Raw genomic sequence first — 20651 nt, 5'->3', positions numbered from 1 at the left:
ATCTGAGAAGTCGTGAGTACTGCTTCGGCGTGGAAAGCGTGATTCGATGAGTGACTGTGCTTGGCACGTTGTTGGGTCCTGAAGGCACGGCCGTCTGGTCAGTCTTCAGTGCCGGCCCCGGTAAAGCTCTGTTTCGGCAGGGTGTGACGGGTGGCTGGTCGTTATTTGAGAACTACACAGTGGACGCGAGCATCTGTGGCCAAGTTTTTAAGGGCGCACGGTGGATGCCTTGGCACCAGGAACCGATGAAGGACGTGAGAGGCCGCGATAGGCCCCGGGGAGCTGCCAACTGAGCTTTGATCCGGGGGTGTCCGAATGGGGAAACCCGGCAGTCGTCATGGGCTGTCACCCATGCCTGAACACATAGGGCATGTGGAGGGAACGAGGGGAAGTGAAACATCTCAGTACCCTCAGGAAGAGAAAACAACCGTGATTCCGGGAGTAGTGGCGAGCGAAACCGGATGAGGCCAAACCGTATGCGTGTGATACCCGGCAGGGGTTGCGCATGCGGGGTTGTGGGAATGAGCTTTCACAGTCTGCCGGCTGTGAGGCGAGTCAGAAACCGTATGGATAGGCGAAGGACATGCGAAAGGTCCGGCGTAGAGGGTAAGACCCCCGTAGCTGAAATCTGTACGGCTTGCTTGCTCATCTCCCAAGTAGCACGGGGCCCGAGAAATCCCGTGTGAATCTGGCGGGACCACCCGCTAAGCCTAAATATTCCCTGGTGACCGATAGCGGATAGTACCGTGAGGGAATGGTGAAAAGTACCGCGGGAGCGGAGTGAAATAGTACCTGAAACCGTGTGCCTACAAGCCGTGGGAGCGTCGGACGTACTTGTACGTCTCGTGACTGCGTGCCTTTTGAAGAATGAGCCTGCGAGTTAGCGGTGTGTAGCGAGGTTAACCCGTGTGGGGAAGCCGTAGCGAAAGCGAGTCCGAATAGGGCGATTGAGTTGCACGCTCTAGACCCGAAGCGGAGTGATCTAGCCATGGGCAGGTTGAAGCGGAGGTAAGACTTCGTGGAGGACCGAACCCACCAGGGTTGAAAACCTGGGGGATGACCTGTGGTTAGGGGTGAAAGGCCAATCAAACTCCGTGATAGCTGGTTCTCCCCGAAATGCATTTAGGTGCAGCGTCGTGTGTTTCTTGCCGGAGGTAGAGCACTGGATAGGCGATGGGCCCTACCGGGTTACTGACCTTAGCCAAACTCCGAATGCCGGTAAGTGAGAGCACGGCAGTGAGACTGTGGGGGATAAGCTCCATGGTCGAGAGGGAAACAGCCCAGAGCATCGACTAAGGCCCCTAAGCGTACGCTAAGTGGGAAAGGATGTGGAGTCGCAGAGACAACCAGGAGGTTGGCTTAGAAGCAGCCACCCTTGAAAGAGTGCGTAATAGCTCACTGGTCAAGTGATTCCGCGCCGACAATGTAGCGGGGCTCAAGCGTACCGCCGAAGTCGTGTCATTGCAGCAATAGGGCCAACGCCTGCTGTGATGGGTAGGGGAGCGTCGTGTGCCGGGTGAAGCAGCAGCGGAAGCTAGTTGTGGACGGTTCACGAGTGAGAATGCAGGCATGAGTAGCGATACACACGTGAGAAACGTGTGCGCCGATTGACTAAGGGTTCCTGGGTCAAGCTGATCTGCCCAGGGTAAGTCGGGACCTAAGGCGAGGCCGACAGGCGTAGTCGATGGACAACCGGTTGATATTCCGGTACCCGCTTTGAAACGCCCAATATCGAATCCTCTGATGCTAAGGCCGTGAAGCCGTTCCGGACCCTTCGGGGAAAGGAAAGTGGTGGAGCCGCCGGCCCAAGGTGGTAGTAGGTAAGCGATGGGGTGACGCAGGAAGGTAGTCCAGCCCGGGCGGTGGTTGTCCCGGGGTAAGGGTGTAGGCCGAGGGGTAGGCAAATCCGTCCCTCATATAAGGCTGAGACCTGATGCCGAGCCGATTGTGGTGAAGTGGATGATCCTATGCTGTCGAGAAAAGCCTCTAGCGAGTTTCATGGCGGCCCGTACCCTAAACCGACTCAGGTGGTCAGGTAGAGAATACCGAGGCGTTCGGGTGAACTATGGTTAAGGAACTCGGCAAAATGCCCCCGTAACTTCGGGAGAAGGGGGGCCATTCCTGGTGATGAGACTTGCTCTCTGAGCTGGGGGTGGCCGCAGAGACCAGCGAGAAGCGACTGTTTACTAAAAACACAGGTCCGTGCGAAGCCGTAAGGCGATGTATACGGACTGACGCCTGCCCGGTGCTGGAACGTTAAGGGGACCGGTTAGTGACCTTTCGGGGTTGCGAAGCTGAGAACTTAAGCGCCAGTAAACGGCGGTGGTAACTATAACCATCCTAAGGTAGCGAAATTCCTTGTCGGGTAAGTTCCGACCTGCACGAATGGCGTAACGACTTCTCGACTGTCTCAACCATAGGCCCGGTGAAATTGCACTACGAGTAAAGATGCTCGTTTCGCGCAGCAGGACGGAAAGACCCCGGGACCTTTACTACAGTTTGATATTGGTGTTCGGTTCGGCTTGTGTAGGATAGGTGGGAGACTTTGAAGCAGCCACGCCAGTGGTTGTGGAGTCGCCGTTGAAATACCACTCTGGTCGTGCTGGATGTCTAACCTCGGTCCGTGATCCGGATCAGGGACAGTGTCTGATGGGTAGTTTAACTGGGGCGGTTGCCTCCCAAAGGGTAACGGAGGCGCCCAAAGGTTCCCTCAGCCTGGTTGGCAATCAGGTGTTGAGTGTAAGTGCACAAGGGAGCTTGACTGTGAGACCGACGGGTCGAGCAGGGACGAAAGTCGGGACTAGTGATCCGGCGGTGGCTTGTGGAAGCGCCGTCGCTCAACGGATAAAAGGTACCCCGGGGATAACAGGCTGATCTTCCCCAAGAGTCCATATCGACGGGATGGTTTGGCACCTCGATGTCGGCTCGTCGCATCCTGGGGCTGGAGTCGGTCCCAAGGGTTGGGCTGTTCGCCCATTAAAGCGGTACGCGAGCTGGGTTTAGAACGTCGTGAGACAGTTCGGTCCCTATCCGCTGTGCGCGTAGGAATATTGAGAAGGGCTGTCCCTAGTACGAGAGGACCGGGACGGACGAACCTCTGGTGTGCCAGTTGTCCTGCCAAGGGCATGGCTGGTTGGCTACGTTCGGGAGGGATAACCGCTGAAAGCATCTAAGCGGGAAGCCTGCTTCAAGATGAGTATTCCCACCTCCTTGAGAGGGTAAGGCTCCCAGTAGACGACTGGGTTGATAGGCCAGATGTGGAAGCCCGGTAACGGGTGGAGCTGACTGGTACTAATAGGCCGAGGGCTTGTCCTCAGTTGCTCGCGTCCACTGTGTTAGTTCTGAAGTAACGAACTCGCCTTGCCGGCTTGAGTTCAACTTCATAGTGTTTCGGTGGTCATAGCGTTAGGGAAACGCCCGGTTACATTCCGAACCCGGAAGCTAAGCCTTTCAGCGCCGATGGTACTGCAGGGGGGACCCTGTGGGAGAGTAGGACGCCGCCGAACAATCATTGTGGGAAAGCCCCGCACCAGTCATGGTGCGGGGCTTTCTTGCGTTTACGGGGCCGGTCGTGGACTCCTGTAGGGTCAGGGGAGCATAGATTCGACATTTCTACAGTCACAGTGGAGGCCCCCGGGTGGAGGTCCAGGAGACTCGGGTCCAGACTGACCGAATTTTCACCATTCCGAACATCCTGAGCATGGCCCGTCTCGTGGGCGTGCCGCTGTTCCTCTGGCTCATCCTCGCGAAGCACGACGGTTGGGCACTGCTCGTGCTCATGCTGAGCGGCGTCAGTGACTACCTCGACGGAAAACTCGCGCGGCGCTGGAACCAGATCAGCAAACTGGGCCGGCTCCTGGACCCCGCCGCCGACCGGCTCTACGTCCTGACCACGCTCTTCGGGCTCACCTACCGGGGGATTCTGCCGCTGTGGCTCACCGCCGCGCTGCTGGCCCGTGAGGCAATGCTGCTGGTCATGGTGTGGATCCTGCGCCGGCACGGCTATCCGCCGCCCCAGGTCAACTTCCTCGGCAAGGCCGCCACCTTCAACCTGATGTACGCCTTCCCCTTGCTACTGCTCAGTGACGGTACGGGGTGGTTGGCCTGGATGGCGTCCGTTTTCGGATGGGCGTTCGCAGGTTGGGGTACAACGCTCTATTGGTGGGCAGGAATCCTTTACGTGGTGCAAGTCCGCCGTCTGGTGAAGGCGGACACCACGGCCGATTGAGCTCACTCGGCGCCGGTGCTGACGCGGAGGAGTAGCGGAGTATCCGTCCGAGACGGGTGAGGTCGGCCAGACCGTCATCTCTCTAGGAGGACTCTTCCGACATGAAGGCCGTCGTGATGGCCGGTGGCGAAGGTACGCGGCTTCGCCCCATGACCTCAAGCATGCCCAAGCCGCTCCTGCCGGTGGCGAACCGGCCGATCATGGAGCACGTGCTCAGGCTGCTCAAGCGGCATGGGCTCAGCGAGACCGTGGTCACCGTTCAGTTCCTGGCGTCACTCGTCAAGAACTACTTCGGTGACGGCGAGGAGCTCGGAATGGAGCTGACCTACGCCAACGAGGAGAAGCCACTCGGCACCGCCGGCAGCGTGAAGAACGCCGAGGAGGCCCTCAAGGACGACACGTTCCTGGTCATCTCCGGCGACGCGCTCACCGACTTCGACCTCACCGACCTCATCAACTTCCACAAGGAGAAGGGCGCACTGGTCACGGTGTGCCTCACCCGGGTGCCGAACCCGCTGGAATTCGGCATCACCATCGTGGACGAAGAGGGCAAGGTCGAGCGCTTCCTCGAGAAGCCGACCTGGGGGCAGGTGTTCTCGGACACCATCAACACCGGCATCTACGTCATGGAGCCGGAGATCTTCGACTACGTCGACCCCGACGTCTCGGTCGACTGGTCCAGCGACGTCTTCCCGAAGCTGATGAAGGAAGGCCGGCCGATCTACGGCTACGTCGCCGAGGGCTACTGGGAGGACGTGGGCACTCACGAGAGCTACGTCAAGGCCCAGGCCGACGTCCTCGAAGGCAAGGTCCAGGTCGAGATGGACGGCTTCGAGATCTCGCCCGGGGTGTGGGTCGCCGAAGGCGCCGAGGTGAGCCCGGACGCCGTCCTGCGCGGCCCGCTGTACATCGGTGACTACGCCAAGGTCGAGGCCGGGGCGGAGATCCGCGAGCACACCGTCATCGGGTCGAACGTGGTCGTCAAGAGCGGGGCCTTCCTGCACAAGGCCGTCGTCCACGACAACGTCTACATCGGGCCGCACAGCAACCTGCGCGGCTGCGTCATCGGCAAGAACACCGACATCATGCGGGCCGCCCGGATCGAGGACGGCGCGGTCATCGGTGACGAGTGCCTCGTCGGCGAGGAATCGATCGTCCAGGGCAACGTCCGCGTCTACCCGTTCAAGACGATCGAGGCCGGCGCCTTCGTCAACACCTCGGTGATCTGGGAGTCCCGCGGGCAGGCCCACCTGTTCGGTGCGCGCGGCGTCTCCGGGATCCTCAACGTGGAGATCACCCCCGAGCTGGTGGTGAAACTCGCCGGCGCCTACGCGACGACCCTCAAGAAGGGGGCGATCGTCACCACGGCACGCGACCACTCCCGAGGCGCCCGCGCGCTCAAGCGCGCCGTGATCTCGGCGCTCCAGGCCAGCGCCATCAACGTGCGCGACCTGGAGAACGTACCGCTGCCCGTGGCCCGCCAGCAGACGGCCCGGGGCGCCGCGGGCGGGATCATGATCCGGACCTCGCCGGGTGTGCCGGACTCGGTGGACATCATGTTCCTCGACGAGCGGGGAGCGGACCTCTCGCAGGCGCAGCAGCGCAAGCTGGACCGCGTCTACGCACGTCAGGAGTACCGCCGGGCCTTCCCCGGGGAGATCGGCGACCTGCAGTTCCCCTCGAGCGTCTTCGACTCGTACACGGGCTCGCTGCTGCGGCGGGTGGACACCACCGGGATCGCCGACTCCGGCCTCAAGGTGGTCGTGGACGCCTCGAACGGCAGCGCCGGACTCGTCCTGCCCAGCCTCCTCGGGCGGCTCGGGGTGGACGCGCTGACGATCAACCCCGGCCTGGACGAGTCCCGGCCCACCGAGAGCACCGAGTCGCGGCGCGCCGGACTGGTCCGGCTCGGGGAGATCGTGGCCTCGGCGCGGGCGGCCTTCGGCGTGCGCTTCGACCCGGTCGGCGAGCGGATCTCCCTGGTGGACGAACGCGGCCGGATCATCGAGGACGACCGGGCGCTGCTGGTCCTGCTGGACCTCGTGGCGGCCGAGAAGCGCAGCGGCAAGGTGGCCCTGCCGGTGACCACGACCCGGGTCGCCGAGCAGGTGGCGGCGTACCACGGCACCCAGGTGGAGTGGACGACGACTTCGCCCGACGACCTGACCCGGGTGGGCCGCGAGGAGACCACGATCTTCGGCGGCGACGGCCGGGGCGGGTTCATCGTCCCGGAGTTCAGCAGCGTCTTCGACGGATCGGCGGCCTTCGTCCAGCTCATCGGGCTGGTCGCGCGCACGCAGCTCACGCTCAGCCAGATCGACTCCCGCATCCCGCGGGCGCACGTCCTCAAGCGGGACGTGCCCACCCCGTGGGCGGCCAAGGGGCTCGTGATGCGGCGGGTCGTGGAAGCGGCCGGGGAGCGGCAGGTGGACACCACCGACGGCGTGCGCGTGGTCGAGGCCGACGGCCGGTGGGCCCTGGTCCTGCCGGACCCGGCGGAGGCCGTCACCCACCTGTGGGCCGAAGGCCCCGACGACGCGTCCGCCCAGGCCCTGCTGGACGAGTGGGCCGCGGTGGTGGACGGAGCCGGCCAGCACTGACCGGAATCCCGCCCGTACGCGCGTGCGGAGCGGGACAGGAATACGGCGGGCCGGGTGCGGGAGCCATCCGCCCCGGCCCGCCGGAAGGCCGCATTCGGTATGGGCGGCGCCGACATGCGACGATGTGCGGCATGTCGCAGCCGCCCAACAACCGGAGTTCGGCCACACCGCCCGCGCGCCCGGACGCGTCCATGTCGCTGCTGACGCACGTGATGGACCACAGCCTCGACGAGGGCTATGCGGAAGCCTCCGCGCGGCGCGAGGCGGAGGGTACGGCGGGGCTGCCGCGCACGCTCAGGGCCAAGCTGGCGCTCGCCGCGGGGCTGGTGCTCGCCGCGCTGGTCGTCACGCTGGGTGCGGCACAGGCGCGGGCGACGGCGCCGGTGCTGGCCAAGGAGCGCCAGGAGCTGATCGACCGGGTGGAGCGGGCCGACCGGCACGCGGACACCCTGGAACGGGACATCGAGCGGCTGCGGACCGAGGTCGCGGACCGTCAGCGCGAGGCGCTGAAGCAGCAGGGCGGGCAGCAGGCCCAGCTGGTGGCGTTGCTGGCGGGTGCAACCGAGGTGCACGGTCCTGGCGTCAAGCTTGTGGTGGACGATGCCAAGGGGTCCTCGTCGGGCGGCGGAGGCGGCCCGCGCGAGAGCGCCGGGTTCTCCGACACCGGACGGGTCCGGGACCGTGACATGCAGCGGATCGTCAACGGGCTCTGGCAGTCCGGCGCGGAGGCCGTCTCGATCAACGGGCAGCGGCTCACGGCGCTGTCGGCGATCCGGGCGGCCGGTGACGCGATACTGGTCGACAACAGGCCACTGGTGCCGCCGTACGAGGTCCTCGCCATCGGGGACGGGAAACGGCTCGGCACGGTGTTCCAGGACTCCGTGGACGGGCAGTACCTGCACGTGCTGCAGGAGAGCTACGGGATCCGCTACACCCTGTCCCCGGTGGGCGAGGTGAAGCTGCCGGCCGCGTCGAGTCTCACCGTGCGGACGGCCACTGCAGAAGAGCCGAAGAAGGGTGCGTCGTGATCGCGGTACTGGGCCTCGTGGCGGGAGTGGTGGTCGGACTTCTCGTCCGCCCCGAAGTGCCGGCCGTGGTGGAGCCTTATCTGCCGATCGCCGTCGTGGCGGCCCTGGACGCGGTGTTCGGCGGTCTGCGCGCGATGCTGGACGGGATCTTCGTGGACAAGGTCTTCGTGGTGTCGTTCCTGTCGAACGTGGTCGTCGCCGCGCTGATCGTCTTCCTCGGCGACAAGCTGGGCGTCGGCTCGCAGCTGTCGACCGGTGTGGTCGTCGTCCTCGGCATCCGGATCTTCTCCAACGCGGCGGCCATCCGCCGGCACGTCTTCCGGGCGTGAGGCCGATGAGCACGGACAACACCCCGCAGGGGGACCCGGTGCCGGTGCCGGTGCCGGAGCCGGAGCAGACGGGCCGGCAGCGGCTGGCGGCCGGCCTGTGGCCGCCGAGGTTCAGCCGGGCCCAACTGATCGTCGCGCTGCTGCTCTTCGTCCTGGGCCTCGGGCTGGCCATCCAGGTGCGCTCCAACAGCGACTCCAGCGCGCCGCTGCGCGGTGCGCGGCAGGAGGACCTCGTGCGGATCCTCGACGAGCTGGACGGGCGGACCAAACGGCTGGAGGACGAGAAGCAGAAGCTGGACGACCAGCGCAGGGAGCTGCAGAGCAGCTCCAACCAGGCCGAGGAGGCACGCAAGCAGACGCTGGAGCGAGAGCGCCAACTGGGCATCCTGGCCGGTACCGTGGCCGCACAGGGCCCCGGCATCACGCTGAGGATCACCGACGCCAAGGGCCAGGTGCGCTCGGACCAGCTCCTGGACACCCTCCAGGAACTGCGGGCGGCCGGGGCCGAGGCGATCCAGATCAACGGCGTGCGCGTGGTGGCGGGCTCGTACTTCTCGGACGAGGGCGGCGGGGTGGCGATCGACGGTAAGAAGATCACACAGCCCTATGAGTTCAGGGTGATCGGCAAGCCGCAGGATCTGGAGCCGGCGCTCAACATTCCGGGCGGTGTCGTGCAGACCATGGAGAAGGAACAGGCCACGGTCGCCGTCACACGGTCGGCGAAGATCGTTGTGGATGCCTTGCGGGCTGCGAAGCAGCCTGACTACGCTCGGTCGTCATCGCCGTGAGACGGGGCGGCGCGAGGACGGTCCCACGCGGGCTGACGCCTGCGGGGGGTCGACGCACCGAAGTCGCGGTGCGTGGTGGAAACTGTCTGGTGGTTACGGACGTTGTCAGAATGTCCGGGTCGGCAGGTGTGTGTATGCGGAGTTCGTCCTGCCCCACGGGCGGGTCTGTTTCGGTCAAGGGGAATCGCCCGTGAAGTTGTTTGAGAAGTTGTTCGGCAAGAAGAACCGCGAGGAAAGCGGTACGGCACGTCACCGTGCGGGCCACGGCGAGGGGGAGGGCCAGGGCGACCGGCCGCTCTTCCGCGACGAGGTGGCCGGCCCGGGGGCCGACCCGTCGGCTGCGGGGCGCATAGGTTTCGGAGAGCCGGCAGCCCCGACCGCGGGCGGGGGGTACGCCCCCGACCCGTACGCCACCAACGCCTCCGCGGGGCAGCCGCGGCGCGAGGAGCCGTCCATGTCCGCCGAGCAGACGTGCGGCAGGTGCGGGCACCGCAGCGGTGCGGCGAGCCGTTTCTGCTCCAACTGCGGTGCGCCGCTGCGCCCGGGCCTGACGCCCGAGCGAGCCTCGGAGACCACGTCCACCATCTCGATCTCGGGCCTCGAGGCCTACGAGGCCGAGGCGACCGGACAGCACGTCTCGCCCTCGCTCTCTCCCGAGGCCCAGGCCGCGGTGGAGGCGCTGCCCCCCGGTTCCGCCCTGCTCATCGTGCGGCGCGGCCCCAACTCGGGCAGCCGTTTCCTGCTCGACGGCGAGCTGACCACGGCGGGCCGGCACCCGCAGAGCGACATCTTCCTGGACGACGTCACCGTCTCCCGGCTGCATGTCGAGTTCCGCCGGGGTCCGGAAGGCGGCTTCACCGTCGCCGACGTCGGCAGCCTCAACGGCACGTACGTGAACCGCGAGCCGATCGACTCGGTCGCCCTGCACAACGGCGACGAGGTGCAGATCGGCAAGTACCGGCTGGTCTTCTACGCCAGCCTGCGGGGCGTCTGACCCCCACCCCCGGACAACCTCCGGGGGGACCTCCAGAGGGAAGGTCCCATGCTGCGCACCCCGACCGGCGGTGCCCCGAAGAAGGGCGCCGCCGGCACCGCCGGCTCGTCCGGGCAGCTGGTGAGCATCGGCCAGGTGCTCACGACGCTGCGTGACGAGTTCCCCGAAGTCACGATCTCGAAGATCCGGTTCCTGGAGGCGGAGGGGCTCGTCGAGCCCCGGCGCACGCCTTCCGGATACCGCAAGTTCAGTACCGGCGACGTGGAGCGGCTCGGGCGCATCCTGCGCCTCCAGCGCGACCACTACCTGCCGCTGAAAGTCATCCGCGAGCAGCTCGACGCGCTCGACCGGGGCGAGCAGATCCGGATCCCGGCCCCCGCCGCGCACGGGGAGTCCGTGCCGGGCGAAGCGCGCGGCGCCGGGTACGGGGAGGCGGGCGGGGAGCGTCCGGCCGCGGCCCGGGTCGGGCGGGCGGAGCTGATCGCCGCCGCCGAGGTGGACGAGGCGCAGCTCGCCGAGTGGGAGTCCTACGGGCTCCTCTCGGAGGAGGCCGGCGGCGGTTTCGACGCCGGGGCGGTGGCCGTGGCCCGCTTGATCGCCGATCTCGGCCGGTTCGGGCTCGAACCGCGCCACCTGCGGGCCATGAAGGCCGCGGCCGACCGGGAGGCCGGTCTGGTGGAACAGGTGGTCGCCCCGCTGCGACGCCACCGCAATCCGCAGACCAGGGCTCATGCCGAGGCCACGATGAAGGAGCTCGCAGGGCTCTCCGTACGGCTCCACGAGGCGTTCGTGCAGAGCGCCCTCGGGGTGCGGCTGCACTGAACGGGGGCGCCGCGAGCGGGCCCCGACTACCCAAACCTGCCGGGCAGGTCCTAGGGTTGCTGTGTGAACGAGCTCGACGTTGTGGGTGTCCGGGTGGAAATGCCCTCCAACCAGCCGATCGTTCTCCTGCGTGAAGTGGGAGGCGACCGGTACCTCCCCATCTGGATCGGTCCTGGGGAGGCGACCGCCATTGCCTTCGCGCAGCAGGGAATGGCCCCTGCCAGGCCGCTGACGCACGACCTGTTCAAGGACGTGCTGGAGGCGGTGGGCGAGGAGCTGACCGAGGTCCGGATCACGGATCTGCGGGAGGGCGTCTTCTACGCGGAGCTGGTCTTCGCCAGTGGCGTCGAGGTGAGCGCGCGGCCTTCCGACGCCATAGCGCTCGCCCTGCGGACGGGAACGCCGATCTACGGCAGTGACGGCGTGCTGGACGACGCCGGAATCGCCATTCCCGACGAGCAGGAGGACGAGGTGGAGAAGTTCCGCGAGTTCCTCGACCAGATCTCTCCCGAGGACTTCGGCACGGGCCCGCAGTAGGGGCCGGGCGCCGTCCCGGCGAGGGCCGTATCGCCCACCGGGAAGCCCCAGCCCATTCGAGTAGCCTTTCCCGGCGTTGGGGTACGGGAAACCACTCTCAGGGTGATTATCACTCGGCGTGCCGAGTGTGGCGATCGTTGACGCACCCCTGGTCACTGCCTACCTTCGAGGGGGCAGGTCAAGGACGGAGGGTCGGCGTGAGGATCACGGGCGACGGTACGACCGGGGGAGTCCCCGTACGGAGTGACGGTGGACCGTCCGCGCTGCTCGGCGGCGGGGCGGGTTCCGCGCACCGTCAGCCGGTGTCGAAACCGGTCGGACCGGTGAGCGACTCCCCGGCCCCCGAGCAGGTCGGCTACCGCGGACCGACGGCGTGCGCCGCCGCGGGGATCACGTACCGGCAGCTGGACTACTGGGCGCGCACCGGGCTGGTGGAGCCCAGCGTGCGGCCCGCCTACGGGTCGGGCACGCAGCGGCTCTACAGCTTCCGGGACGTCGTCGTCCTCAAGATCGTGAAGCGCTTCCTCGACACCGGCGTGGCCCTGCAGAACATCCGCACCGCCGTTCAGCACCTGCGCGGCCGGGGTTTCTCGGACCTGGAGCGGATGACGCTGATGAGCGACGGCGCGACCGTGTACGAGTGCACCTCCCCCGACCAGGTGGTGAGCCTGCTCCAGGGCGGCCAGGGGGTCTTCGGCATCGCGGTGGGCGTGGTCTGGCGGGACGTCGAGAACGCGCTGTCGCAGCTGCACGGGGAACGCGTGGACACGGGGGAGACCGTGGTCGGCCACAACCCGGCCGACGAGCTCGCCGCCCGCCGGAACCGGGCCGGCTGACGCCGGGGCCGCCGGCGCGGCGCGTACGGCCCGCCGGCCGGGGCGACGACGACGGATCACCGTGTTGTCAGTGGCATGAGGCAGCATCGGTGCTGTGAGAACCGCGCCGACCATCCTGCATCTGGACATGGACGCCTTCTACGCCTCCGTGGAGCAGGCGTCGAAGCCCAGCCTGCGCGGGAAGGCCGTGATCGTGGGCGGGCTCGGCCCCCGCGGGGTGGTGGCCACCGCCTCCTACGAGGCCCGGCGCTTCGGGGTGCATTCGGCGATGCCGATGGCCCAGGCCCGCCGGCTCTGCCCCAACGGCGCCTACCTGATCCCCCGCTTCCTCCTCTACCGCGAGGTCAGCGAGGTCGTCATGGGCCTGCTGCGCGAGCTGTCGCCGCTGGTGGAGCCGCTCAGCCTGGACGAGGCCTTCGTGGACCTGGAGGCGGGCGGCAGGGCCTTCGACTCGGCGAGCGCCCGGGCCACGGGGGAGCGGCTGAGGGCCGACATCACCGCCGCGACGGGGCTCAGCGGCTCGGTCGGGCTGGCCGGGTCGAAGATGCTGGCCAAAGTGGCCTCCGAGGAGGCCAAGCCGGACGGGCTGCTGCTGATCGAGCCCGGGACCGAGCGGGAACTCCTCGCGCCCATGTCGGTGCGGACCCTGCCCGGGGTGGGGCCGGCCACCGGGGAGCACCTGCGCCGGGCCGGGATCACCACGGTGGGGGAGCTGGCCGAGGCCGGTGAGGACGAGCTGGTGCGGATGGTGGGCCGGGCGCACGGGGTCGGCCTGTACCGGATGGCGCTGGGCCTGGACGACCGGCCGGTGGTCGCCGAGCGGGACGCGAAGTCGGTGTCGGTGGAGGACACCTTCGACGTGGACATCCACGACCGGGTCCGCATCCGCTTCGAGGTGCAGCGGCTCGCGGACCGCTGCGTGGGCCGGCTGCGGGCCTCGGGGCACTCGGGGCGGACCATCGTGCTGAAGGTGCGCCGCTACGACTTCTCCACCCTGACCCGCTCCGAGACCCTGCGCGGGCCCACGGACGATCCGGCGGTGGTGCGGGAGGCGGCCGGGCGGCTGCTGGAGGGCGTGGACACCACGGGCGGGGTGCGGCTGCTGGGGGTCGGCGTGACGGGGCTCGCGGACTACACCCAGGAGGACCTGTTCGCCCAGGCGCTCGGCGCCGCGGCCCAGGAGGCGCAGACCGCTCCCGCGGAGGGGACCGGGGAGACGGAGGAGGACGACGGGGGGCCGGGGGCGGCCGGTGCCCGGGGGGCTCCGGGTGCCGCCGAGACGGCCCTGGCGCCGGGGGAGGACCCCGCGCAGGCCGCCGTGCGCCACTGGCCCGCGGGCAGCGACGTACGGCACGCGGTGTACGGGCCGGGGTGGGTGCAGGGCAGCGGGGTCGGGAGGGTCACGGTGCGCTTCGAGCAGCCCGGATCGCCGCCCGGCCGGGTCCGCACCTTCCTGGTGGACGACCCCGAGCTGGAGCCCTCCGACCCACTGCCCCTCGTGGGCGGCGCTTAGGCCTAGTGGTTCTCCGGCGGGGGAAGGTGGAAGTCGCCGGGCAGGGAGACGTCCAGGCCGTAGTGGTGGTAGAGCTGGAGCTCCTGCTCGGGGGAGAGGTGGCGGCCCACACCGAAGTCGGGGGCGTCTTTGATCAGGGAGCGTTCGAACGGGACGCGCAGGACATCGCCGTCGACCTCGCTCGGCTCCAGCGGGACGAAGGCGTCCCGGCCGAACAGACCGGTGCGGACCGCGGCCCACTCCGGTACGCCGGTGGCGTCGTCGAGGTAGACCTCGTCCACGGTGCCGATCTTGGCCCCGTTCCGGTCGAACGCCTTGCGGCCGATCAGGCTGCGCGGATCGATGTCGGTCTGCACGGTCCCTCCACGTGGTCGCAGTCATCCGTAATGACTACAAAAGTGCATATCGGGATAGGGGGCCACTCGAGGGAGGGTCCAGATCCTCGCTGGTAGGCTGGGTGACGGCTGTTGACCCTGTGCGGGAGAGTCCTCCGAGTGAGCTCGACGGAGGCGCCGAAGGAGCAAATCCTCCCCGGAATCTCTCAGGCATACGTACCGCACGCGACGAGGCCACTCTGGAAAGCAGGAGCGGGTGCCGGGCGCGCAGTGCCGGTCCCACTCCTCACCGACGGTGAAAGCCGGACGACGGGCGACCCCCGAGACTCCGGTGAAGCTCTCAGGTTGAGATGACAGAGGGGGAGGCCGTCCGGGTGCCCGCGCCGTGGTGCCCCTCGCAGGTCATACGACCAGGAGGCCTCCGTAATGACCGCCAACCGCATTCCGCTCTCCCAGCTCGAGCGGGGCATCCCCTTCGAGCAGCGTCACATCGGCCCGGATGCCGAGGCGCAGGCGAAGATGCTCGCCCAGGTGGGCTACGGCTCCCTCGACGAGCTCACCGCCGCCGCGGTACCGGATGTGATCAAGACCGCCGAAGCGCTGAACCTGCCCGAGGCGCGGACCGAGGCCGAGGTGCTGGCCGAGCTCCGCTCGCTCGCCGACCGCAACCAGGTCCTGTCCTCGATGATCGGTCTCGGCTACTACGGGACGTTCACGCCGCCGGTGATCCTGCGCAACGTCATGGAGAACCCGGCCTGGTACACGGCCTACACCCCGTACCAGCCGGAGATCTCGCAGGGCCGCCTCGAGGCGCTGCTGAACTTCCAGACCGTCGTCGCCGAGCTGACCGGCCTGCCGACCTCCGGCGCCTCCCTGCTCGACGAGGGAACCGCCGCCGCCGAGGCCATGACGCTGGCCCGCCGCGTGGGCAAGGTCAAGGGCAACGTCTTCCTCGTGGACGCCGACGCGCTGCCGCAGACCATCGCCGTGATCGAGACCCGCGCCGAGCCGATCGGCATCGAGGTCGTCGTCGCGGACCTCTCCGCGGGCATCCCCGCCGAGATCGCCGAGCGCGGCGTCTACGGCGTGCTCGTGCAGTACCCGGGCGCCTCCGGCGCCGTGCGCGACATCAAGGCCGTCATCGACCAGGCCCACGAGCTCGGTGCCGTCGTCACCGTCTCCGCCGACCTGCTCGCGCTGACCCTGCTGACCTCCCCGGGCGCCCTCGGCGCGGACATCGCGGTCGGCACCACCCAGCGCTTCGGCGTCCCGATGGGCTTCGGCGGCCCGCACGCCGGCTACATGGCCGTCCAGGCCAAGCACGCCCGCTCCCTGCCCGGCCGCCTCGTCGGCGTCTCCGTGGACGCGGACGGCAACAAGGCCTACCGCCTGGCCCTGCAGACCCGCGAGCAGCACATCCGCCGCGAGAAGGCCACCAGCAACATCTGCACCGCCCAGGTGCTCCTCGCCGTCATGGCCGGCATGTACGCCGTCTACCACGGCCCCGACGGCCTGAAGACCATCGCCCGCCGGACCCACCGCTACGCCGCGATCCTCGCCGCGGGCCTGAAGGCCGGCGGGGTCGAGCTGGTGCACGGCTCCTTCTTCGACACCGTCACCGCCCGGGTGCCCGGCAAGGCCGCCGAGGTCGTCGCCGCCGCCCGTGAGGGCGGGGTCAACCTGTACCGGGCCGACGCCGACCACGTCTCGATCTCCTGCGACGAGACCACCCTGCGCGCCGACATCGAGGCCGTCTGGGCCGCCTTCGGCGTCTCCGCCGACATCGAGGCCCTGGACGCGACCACCGCGGACGCGCTGCCCGAGGGCCTGCTGCGCTCGGACGCGTACCTGACGCACCCGGTCTTCCACCAGCACCGTTCCGAGACCGCGATGCTGCGCTACCTGCGCAAGCTCTCGGACAAGGACTACGCGCTGGACCGCGGCATGATCCCGCTGGGCTCCTGCACCATGAAGCTCAACGCGACCACCGAGATGGAGCCGGTCACCTGGCCCGAGTTCGGCCAGCTGCACCCCTTCGCCCCGGTCGAGCAGGCGGGCGGTTACCTCACGCTCATCAGCGAGCTGGAGGAACGTCTCTGCGAGGTCACCGGCTACGACAAGGTCTCCATCCAGCCGAACGCCGGCTCCCAGGGCGAGCTCGCCGGCCTGCTGGCCGTGCGCGCCTACCACCGTGCGAACGGCGACGAGCAGCGCACCGTCTGTCTCATCCCGTCCTCCGCGCACGGCACCAACGCCGCGAGCGCCGTGATGGCCGGCATGAAGGTCGTCGTCGTCAAGACCGCCGACGACGGCGAGGTCGACACCGAGGACCTGCGCGCCAAGATCGAGCAGTACCGCGACGAGCTGGCCGTGCTCATGATCACCTACCCGTCGACGCACGGTGTGTTCGAGGAGCACGTCGCCGACATCTGTGCCCAGGTGCACGAGGCGGGCGGCCAGGTCTACGTGGACGGCGCCAACCTGAACGCCCTGGTGGGCCTGGCCAAGCCGGGTCACTTCGGCGGCGACGTCTCGCACCTGAACCTGCACAAGACCTTCTGCATCCCGCACGGCGGCGGCGGCCCGGGCGTCGGCCCGGTCGGTGTCCGGGCGCACCTGGCCCCGTACCTGCCGAACCACCCGCTCCAGCCGACCGCCGGACCCGAGACGGGCGTCGGCCCGATCTCGGCCGCGCCGTGGGGCTCGGCGGGCATCCTGCCGATCTCCTGGTCGTACGTGCGCCTGATGGGCGGCGAGGGCCTCAAGCGCGCCACGCAGGTCGCGGTGCTCGGCGCCAACTACATCGCCAAGCGCCTGGAGCCGCACTACCCGGTGCTCTACACCGGCCCGGGCGACCTGGTCGCGCACGAGTGCATCATCGACCTGCGCCCGCTGTCGAAGGAGACCGGCGTCAGCGTCGACGACATCGCCAAGCGCCTGATCGACTACGGCTTCCACGCCCCGACCATGTCCTTCCCGGTGGCCGGCACGCTCATGATCGAGCCGACGGAGTCCGAGGACCTCGCCGAGATCGACCGCTTCTGCGACGCGATGATCGCCATCCGCGCCGAGATCGAGCGGGTCGCGGGCGGCGAGTGGCCGGCGGACGACAACCCGCTGGCCAACGCCCCGCACACGGCGGCGTCCCTGGGTGGCGAGTGGAACCACCCGTACACCCGTGACGAGGCCGTCTTCCCCGGTGGCGTCTCCGCCGACGGGAAGTACTGGCCGCCGGTGCGCCGGATCGACGGCGCCTTCGGCGACCGCAACCTGGTGTGCTCCTGCCCGCCGCTGGACGAGTACGACAACTGATCCCACACCGAAGGGGCCGGCCCCGGAGCTTTCCGCTCCGGGGCCGGCCCCTTCGTACGTCCGTGCCCGGTGCGTGCTCAGGCCGCCGCGAGCGGGCGGTGCGGAGCGATGATCTTGCCGTCCGGCAGCAGCTCACCGGTGTCCTCGAAGAGCAGGACGCCGTTGCACAGCAGGCTCCAGCCCTGTTCCGGATGGTTGGCCACCGGGCGCGCGGCCTCCCGGTCGGCGGACTCTGATGACGGGCAGGCAGGCTGGTGCTGGCACATGGATGCGTTCTTTCGCTGCGGTGTGGTCTGTTCGCGGGTCTGTTCGCTACGGCTCGATGCGTGATTCATGGCCGTCCCCCTGGGTCGTCCCCGCACCTGCGGGGAGGATGGTCCTCAGTCTTCCCCTATGACGGCTGCTTCGCAGGGATTTCACGGCAGCAGTCCTCATGGATTGAGGACGCATCACTCGTGCGGGCGGTTCAAGCCAACTGCCCCGTCCTTTCGGATGGTTCGCAGCTGGTCCCGGAGGACTAGGCCGAATGGGCAAGGCGGGTCAGGCGGCGCTCGGGGGGCCTGCCGGCCGGACCGGGGCATGCCGCGGTCGCGGCCCGGATCGCGGGCCGCGCCGTGGGCGGAGCGCAGGGTTCAGGCCGCCGGGGCCGCCAGGGTGGGCGGCAGGGGCGGGGCCGCCGGAGTCAGCCGGTGGGTCAGGACGGGCAGCAGCTCCGAGACGGGATGCGGCCGGTAGGGGGCGATCCCCGGCGGGGCCGGGGCCAGCGGCACCAGCAGGTCGGCGGCGGCGGGCAGGCCGGCCGCGGCGTCGGCGCCGACCGCCCCGTGCAGCCACAGGGTCAGCATGTACAGCTCCGGTACGGACAGCAGGCGGGGCTGGTAGCCCTTGACGAGCTGCTCCGCCTGGCGCAGGGCGCGCTCGGTGGCGGCGACGTAGGGGCCCTCGAAGAAGTGCGAGAAGGCCCAGCCGTCAGGGGTGAGCCGCGTGTCGGCCGCCGCCACGAAGCGGTCGCCGCTGCGGATCAGGAACCGCCATCCGGTGAGGCGGGTACGCGGCGGCCTGCCGCCGGCCGCGCGGCCGGACACGCCCAGGCGGTCGAGCACGTGCACCGGCAGGGGGAGCTCGGCGGTCAGCGGGCCCTGGACCGCGCGCAGGGCGGGGGTGTGTGCCTCGTGGACGGCGGTGGGAGAACCGAGTGCCGCGAGGACGCTACGCAGGGCGGGCGCGGGGGCCGGGGGGACATGCAGCGGCATGGTGGGTCGCCTCTCACTTGGGTGACCTGTGGTGCAGGGGAAGGTGCGGACGGCGCTGTCGCATTCTGGGGTCAGAGGTGGGCATTGGGGCAATGGCCGCGCGCCAACTCTCTGCCTCGTTTGCGGAGTTTATACGACATGTGTTCACACAGTGTTTCGGCTAGCTGTCCCGCCTATTGCCGACAAGGCGCTTACCGGACCCGCTGTCATGGTATTCATGCCGCTCGCGCGTGAAGGACCCGCGCTGACCTCGGAGGTTACCGGAAGGGGGCTCGGCTGGAAAGTGCCGGTTATCCCGAACGGGCAAAACCCATGCGGAATTTGCGCACCACGGGTTGCCAGGTGAATGTGCCGGAGCGCCCATCCGGCCACACCGGCGCGCGCTCCCCGCCAAGCCACCCCCCGCGGCGTTATCGATCACGGGCCCTGGGCATCATCGACCGTAACGCGCGCCCGGGTGTGTCCCGGGCCAGGCCCGCTCGAGGAGGGACGCTTCGATGGGGGAGAAGGTCGTGGCAGGCGGATTCGACCTGTCCGATCGGCATCGGTATCGGAGGAAGCTTCACGAGTGCCTGGAGGGGCTGGAGCGGCTTCTGGCGGAGAAGAGGTTCGACCGCCCCAAGAACATGATGGGACTGGAGATCGAGCTGAATCTCGCGGGTGCCGACGGTTTGCCGCGCATGGTGAATGCGCAGGTACTGGAGCGGATAGCGAGCCCGGATTTCCAGACCGAACTCGGAATGTTCAACCTGGAGGTGAACGTACTTCCGCACCGGCTCGACGGCCGGGTATTCGACCGCCTCGCGGAAGAGCTCAGCGCGGGACTGCACTACGCCCACCGGCAGGCCGCCGAGATCGACGCCGGGGTGGTGATGATCGGCATCCTGCCGACGATCACCCGCGCCGACCTGGCCCTGGCCAACCTGTCCGCCGTGGACCGCTACTCGCTGCTCAACGAGCAGATCCTGATGATGCGCGGCGAGGACTTCCGGCTGGACATCGAGGGGGTCGAGCGGCTGACCTGGAGCACCGGGTCGATCGTCCCGGAGGCCGCCTGCACCTCCGTGCAGCTGCACCTCCAGGTCACCCCGGCACGGTTCTCGGACGTGTGGAACGCCGCCCAGGCCGTGACCGCCGTCCAGATAGCGGTGGGGGCCAACTCCCCCTTCCTGTTCGGGCGCGAGCTGTGGCGCGAGTCGCGGCCGCCGCTCTTCACGCAGGCCACCGACACCCGGCCGCCCGAGCTCCAGGCCCAGGGGGTGCGGCCGCGCACCTGGTTCGGGGAGAAGTGGGTGGACTCGGCGTACGAGCTCTTCGCCGAGAACGTCCGCTTCTTCCCCGCCCTGCTGCCCATCTGCGACGAGGAGGAGCCGCTGCGGGTGCTCGCCGAGGGCGGGGTGCCCAGCCTCCAGGAGCTGGTGCTGCACAACGGCACGGTCTACCGGTGGAACCGGCCCGTCTACGGGGTCGCGGACGGGACGCCGCACCTGCGGGTGGAGAACCGGGTGCTGCCGGCCGGGCCCACCGTCGCCGACGTCGTGGCCAACGCGGCCTTCTACTACGGGCTGGTGCGCAGCCTTGCGGACGAGCAGCGTCCGGTGTGGACCCGGCTGTCCTTCGCGGAGGCGGAGGCCAACTTCGACGCCGCCTGCCGGTACGGGATCGACGCGCGGATCCGCTGGCCCCGCAGGGGGCGCTCGGGCGGACTGGCGAGCGTGCCTGCGGTGCGGCTGGTGCTGGACGAGCTGCTGCCGATGGCGGCGGCCGGGCTGGACGCCTGGGGCATCGAGCCCGCCGACCGGGACCTGTACCTGGGGATCGTCGAGGAGCGGTGCCGGCGCCGGGTGAACGGGGCGACCTGGCAGGTGGACACCTACCACCGCGCGCTCGCGGGCGGACTGGACCGTGACGCGGCCCTGGCGGCCACCACCCGCCGCTACAGCCAGCTGATGCACCGCGGCGACCCCGTGCACACCTGGCCGGTGGGGCTGGAGGACCAGGAGGTGGACGCGCCCGCGGCCGCCCGCCGCTGACCTCCGCCCCGCTCCCGGATCCGCTCCGGCCATGTCCCGGTGA

Annotated in this window: 15 protein-coding genes, 2 rRNA genes and 1 riboswitch; of the genes, 14 read left to right on the top strand and 3 right to left on the bottom strand. The window is 68.6% G+C overall.

Annotated elements, in window-relative coordinates; all coding sequences use genetic code 11:
- The first annotated feature begins 197 nt into the window (after positions 1 to 197).
- From B4U46_RS06385 to B4U46_RS06330, 12 genes are all read left to right on the top strand, one after another.
- Positions 198 to 3315 (top strand): 23S ribosomal RNA (locus B4U46_RS06385).
- Between the two features lie 74 nt (positions 3316 to 3389).
- Positions 3390 to 3506 (top strand): 5S ribosomal RNA (gene rrf / locus B4U46_RS06380).
- 131 nt (positions 3507 to 3637) lie between these two features.
- Positions 3638 to 4228 (top strand): CDP-alcohol phosphatidyltransferase family protein, encoded by a 591-nt coding sequence (locus B4U46_RS06375; protein WP_079424818.1) that lies wholly within the window; start codon positions 3638 to 3640, stop codon positions 4226 to 4228.
- A 101-nt stretch (positions 4229 to 4329) separates the two neighbouring features.
- Positions 4330 to 6828 (top strand): mannose-1-phosphate guanyltransferase, encoded by a 2499-nt coding sequence (locus B4U46_RS06370; RefSeq protein WP_079424817.1) that lies wholly within the window; start codon positions 4330 to 4332, stop codon positions 6826 to 6828.
- Between the two features lie 122 nt (positions 6829 to 6950).
- Complete coding sequence (locus B4U46_RS06365) at positions 6951 to 7856, top strand: DUF881 domain-containing protein (RefSeq protein ID WP_079424815.1); 906 nt, start codon at positions 6951 to 6953, stop codon at positions 7854 to 7856.
- Positions 7853 to 8185, top strand: a complete 333-nt coding sequence (locus B4U46_RS06360) for a small basic family protein (protein WP_030158423.1) — start codon at positions 7853 to 7855, stop codon at positions 8183 to 8185. The genes B4U46_RS06365 and B4U46_RS06360 overlap by 4 nt, the downstream gene beginning before the upstream one ends.
- Before the next feature lie 5 nt (positions 8186 to 8190).
- Positions 8191 to 8973 carry a DUF881 domain-containing protein gene (locus tag B4U46_RS06355; protein WP_079424813.1) on the top strand — a complete coding sequence of 261 codons (783 nt, stop codon included), beginning with the start codon at positions 8191 to 8193 and terminating at the stop codon, positions 8971 to 8973.
- Between the two features lie 130 nt (positions 8974 to 9103).
- Positions 9104 to 9967 (top strand): FHA domain-containing protein, encoded by an 864-nt coding sequence (locus B4U46_RS06350; RefSeq protein WP_079424811.1) that lies wholly within the window; start codon positions 9104 to 9106, stop codon positions 9965 to 9967.
- 48 nt (positions 9968 to 10015) lie between these two features.
- Positions 10016 to 10789, top strand: a complete 774-nt coding sequence (locus tag B4U46_RS06345) for a MerR family transcriptional regulator (RefSeq protein WP_185117384.1) — start codon at positions 10016 to 10018, stop codon at positions 10787 to 10789.
- Positions 10790 to 10852: 63 nt separating this feature from the next.
- On the top strand, positions 10853 to 11326 hold the full coding sequence (locus B4U46_RS06340) for a bifunctional nuclease family protein (protein WP_007262890.1): 474 nt from the start codon (positions 10853 to 10855) through the stop codon (positions 11324 to 11326).
- 197 nt (positions 11327 to 11523) lie between these two features.
- Positions 11524 to 12162, top strand: coding sequence for a MerR family transcriptional regulator (locus B4U46_RS06335; RefSeq protein WP_079424810.1), 639 nt, complete (start codon positions 11524 to 11526; stop codon positions 12160 to 12162).
- 94 nt (positions 12163 to 12256) lie between these two features.
- The gene (locus B4U46_RS06330; RefSeq protein WP_079424808.1) at positions 12257 to 13675 is read left to right on the top strand and encodes a DNA polymerase IV; all 1419 of its coding nucleotides are present in this window, start codon (positions 12257 to 12259) and stop codon (positions 13673 to 13675) included.
- Between the two features lie 2 nt (positions 13676 to 13677).
- On the opposite strand, the gene B4U46_RS06325 is transcribed toward B4U46_RS06330, so the two are convergent.
- Entirely contained in the window at positions 13678 to 14031 is a 354-nt protein-coding gene (locus B4U46_RS06325; RefSeq protein WP_079424806.1) for a PRC-barrel domain-containing protein, read from the bottom strand.
- Between the two features lie 112 nt (positions 14032 to 14143).
- A riboswitch (glycine riboswitch) is annotated at positions 14144 to 14242 on the top strand.
- 194 nt (positions 14243 to 14436) lie between these two features.
- Here B4U46_RS06325 and gcvP point away from each other — a divergent pair.
- Positions 14437 to 17322 (top strand): aminomethyl-transferring glycine dehydrogenase, encoded by a 2886-nt coding sequence (gene gcvP / locus B4U46_RS06320; RefSeq protein ID WP_079424804.1) that lies wholly within the window; start codon positions 14437 to 14439, stop codon positions 17320 to 17322.
- A 77-nt stretch (positions 17323 to 17399) separates the two neighbouring features.
- Here gcvP and B4U46_RS06315 read toward each other — a convergent pair whose 3' ends face one another.
- Positions 17400 to 17588: a DUF5999 family protein gene (locus B4U46_RS06315; protein WP_042809437.1), complete on the bottom strand. Its 189-nt coding sequence runs from the start codon at positions 17586 to 17588 to the stop codon at positions 17400 to 17402.
- A 366-nt stretch (positions 17589 to 17954) separates the two neighbouring features.
- Positions 17955 to 18575 (bottom strand): hypothetical protein, encoded by a 621-nt coding sequence (locus B4U46_RS06310; RefSeq protein ID WP_079424801.1) that lies wholly within the window; start codon positions 18573 to 18575, stop codon positions 17955 to 17957.
- Positions 18576 to 19072: 497 nt separating this feature from the next.
- On the opposite strand from B4U46_RS06310, the gene B4U46_RS06305 reads away from it, so the two are divergent.
- Entirely contained in the window at positions 19073 to 20608 is a 1536-nt protein-coding gene (locus B4U46_RS06305; RefSeq protein WP_079424800.1) for a glutamate-cysteine ligase family protein, read from the top strand.
- Positions 20609 to 20651 lie beyond the last annotated feature (43 nt).

Origin of the sequence: Streptomyces katrae (assembly GCF_002028425.1) — a bacterium.
In the GTDB taxonomy this organism is placed as follows: Bacteria; Actinomycetota; Actinomycetes; order Streptomycetales; family Streptomycetaceae; genus Streptomyces; species Streptomyces katrae_A.
The sequence above is the reverse complement of the archived record's forward strand: the minus strand, read 5'-3'. Positions and strand labels throughout refer to the sequence as shown.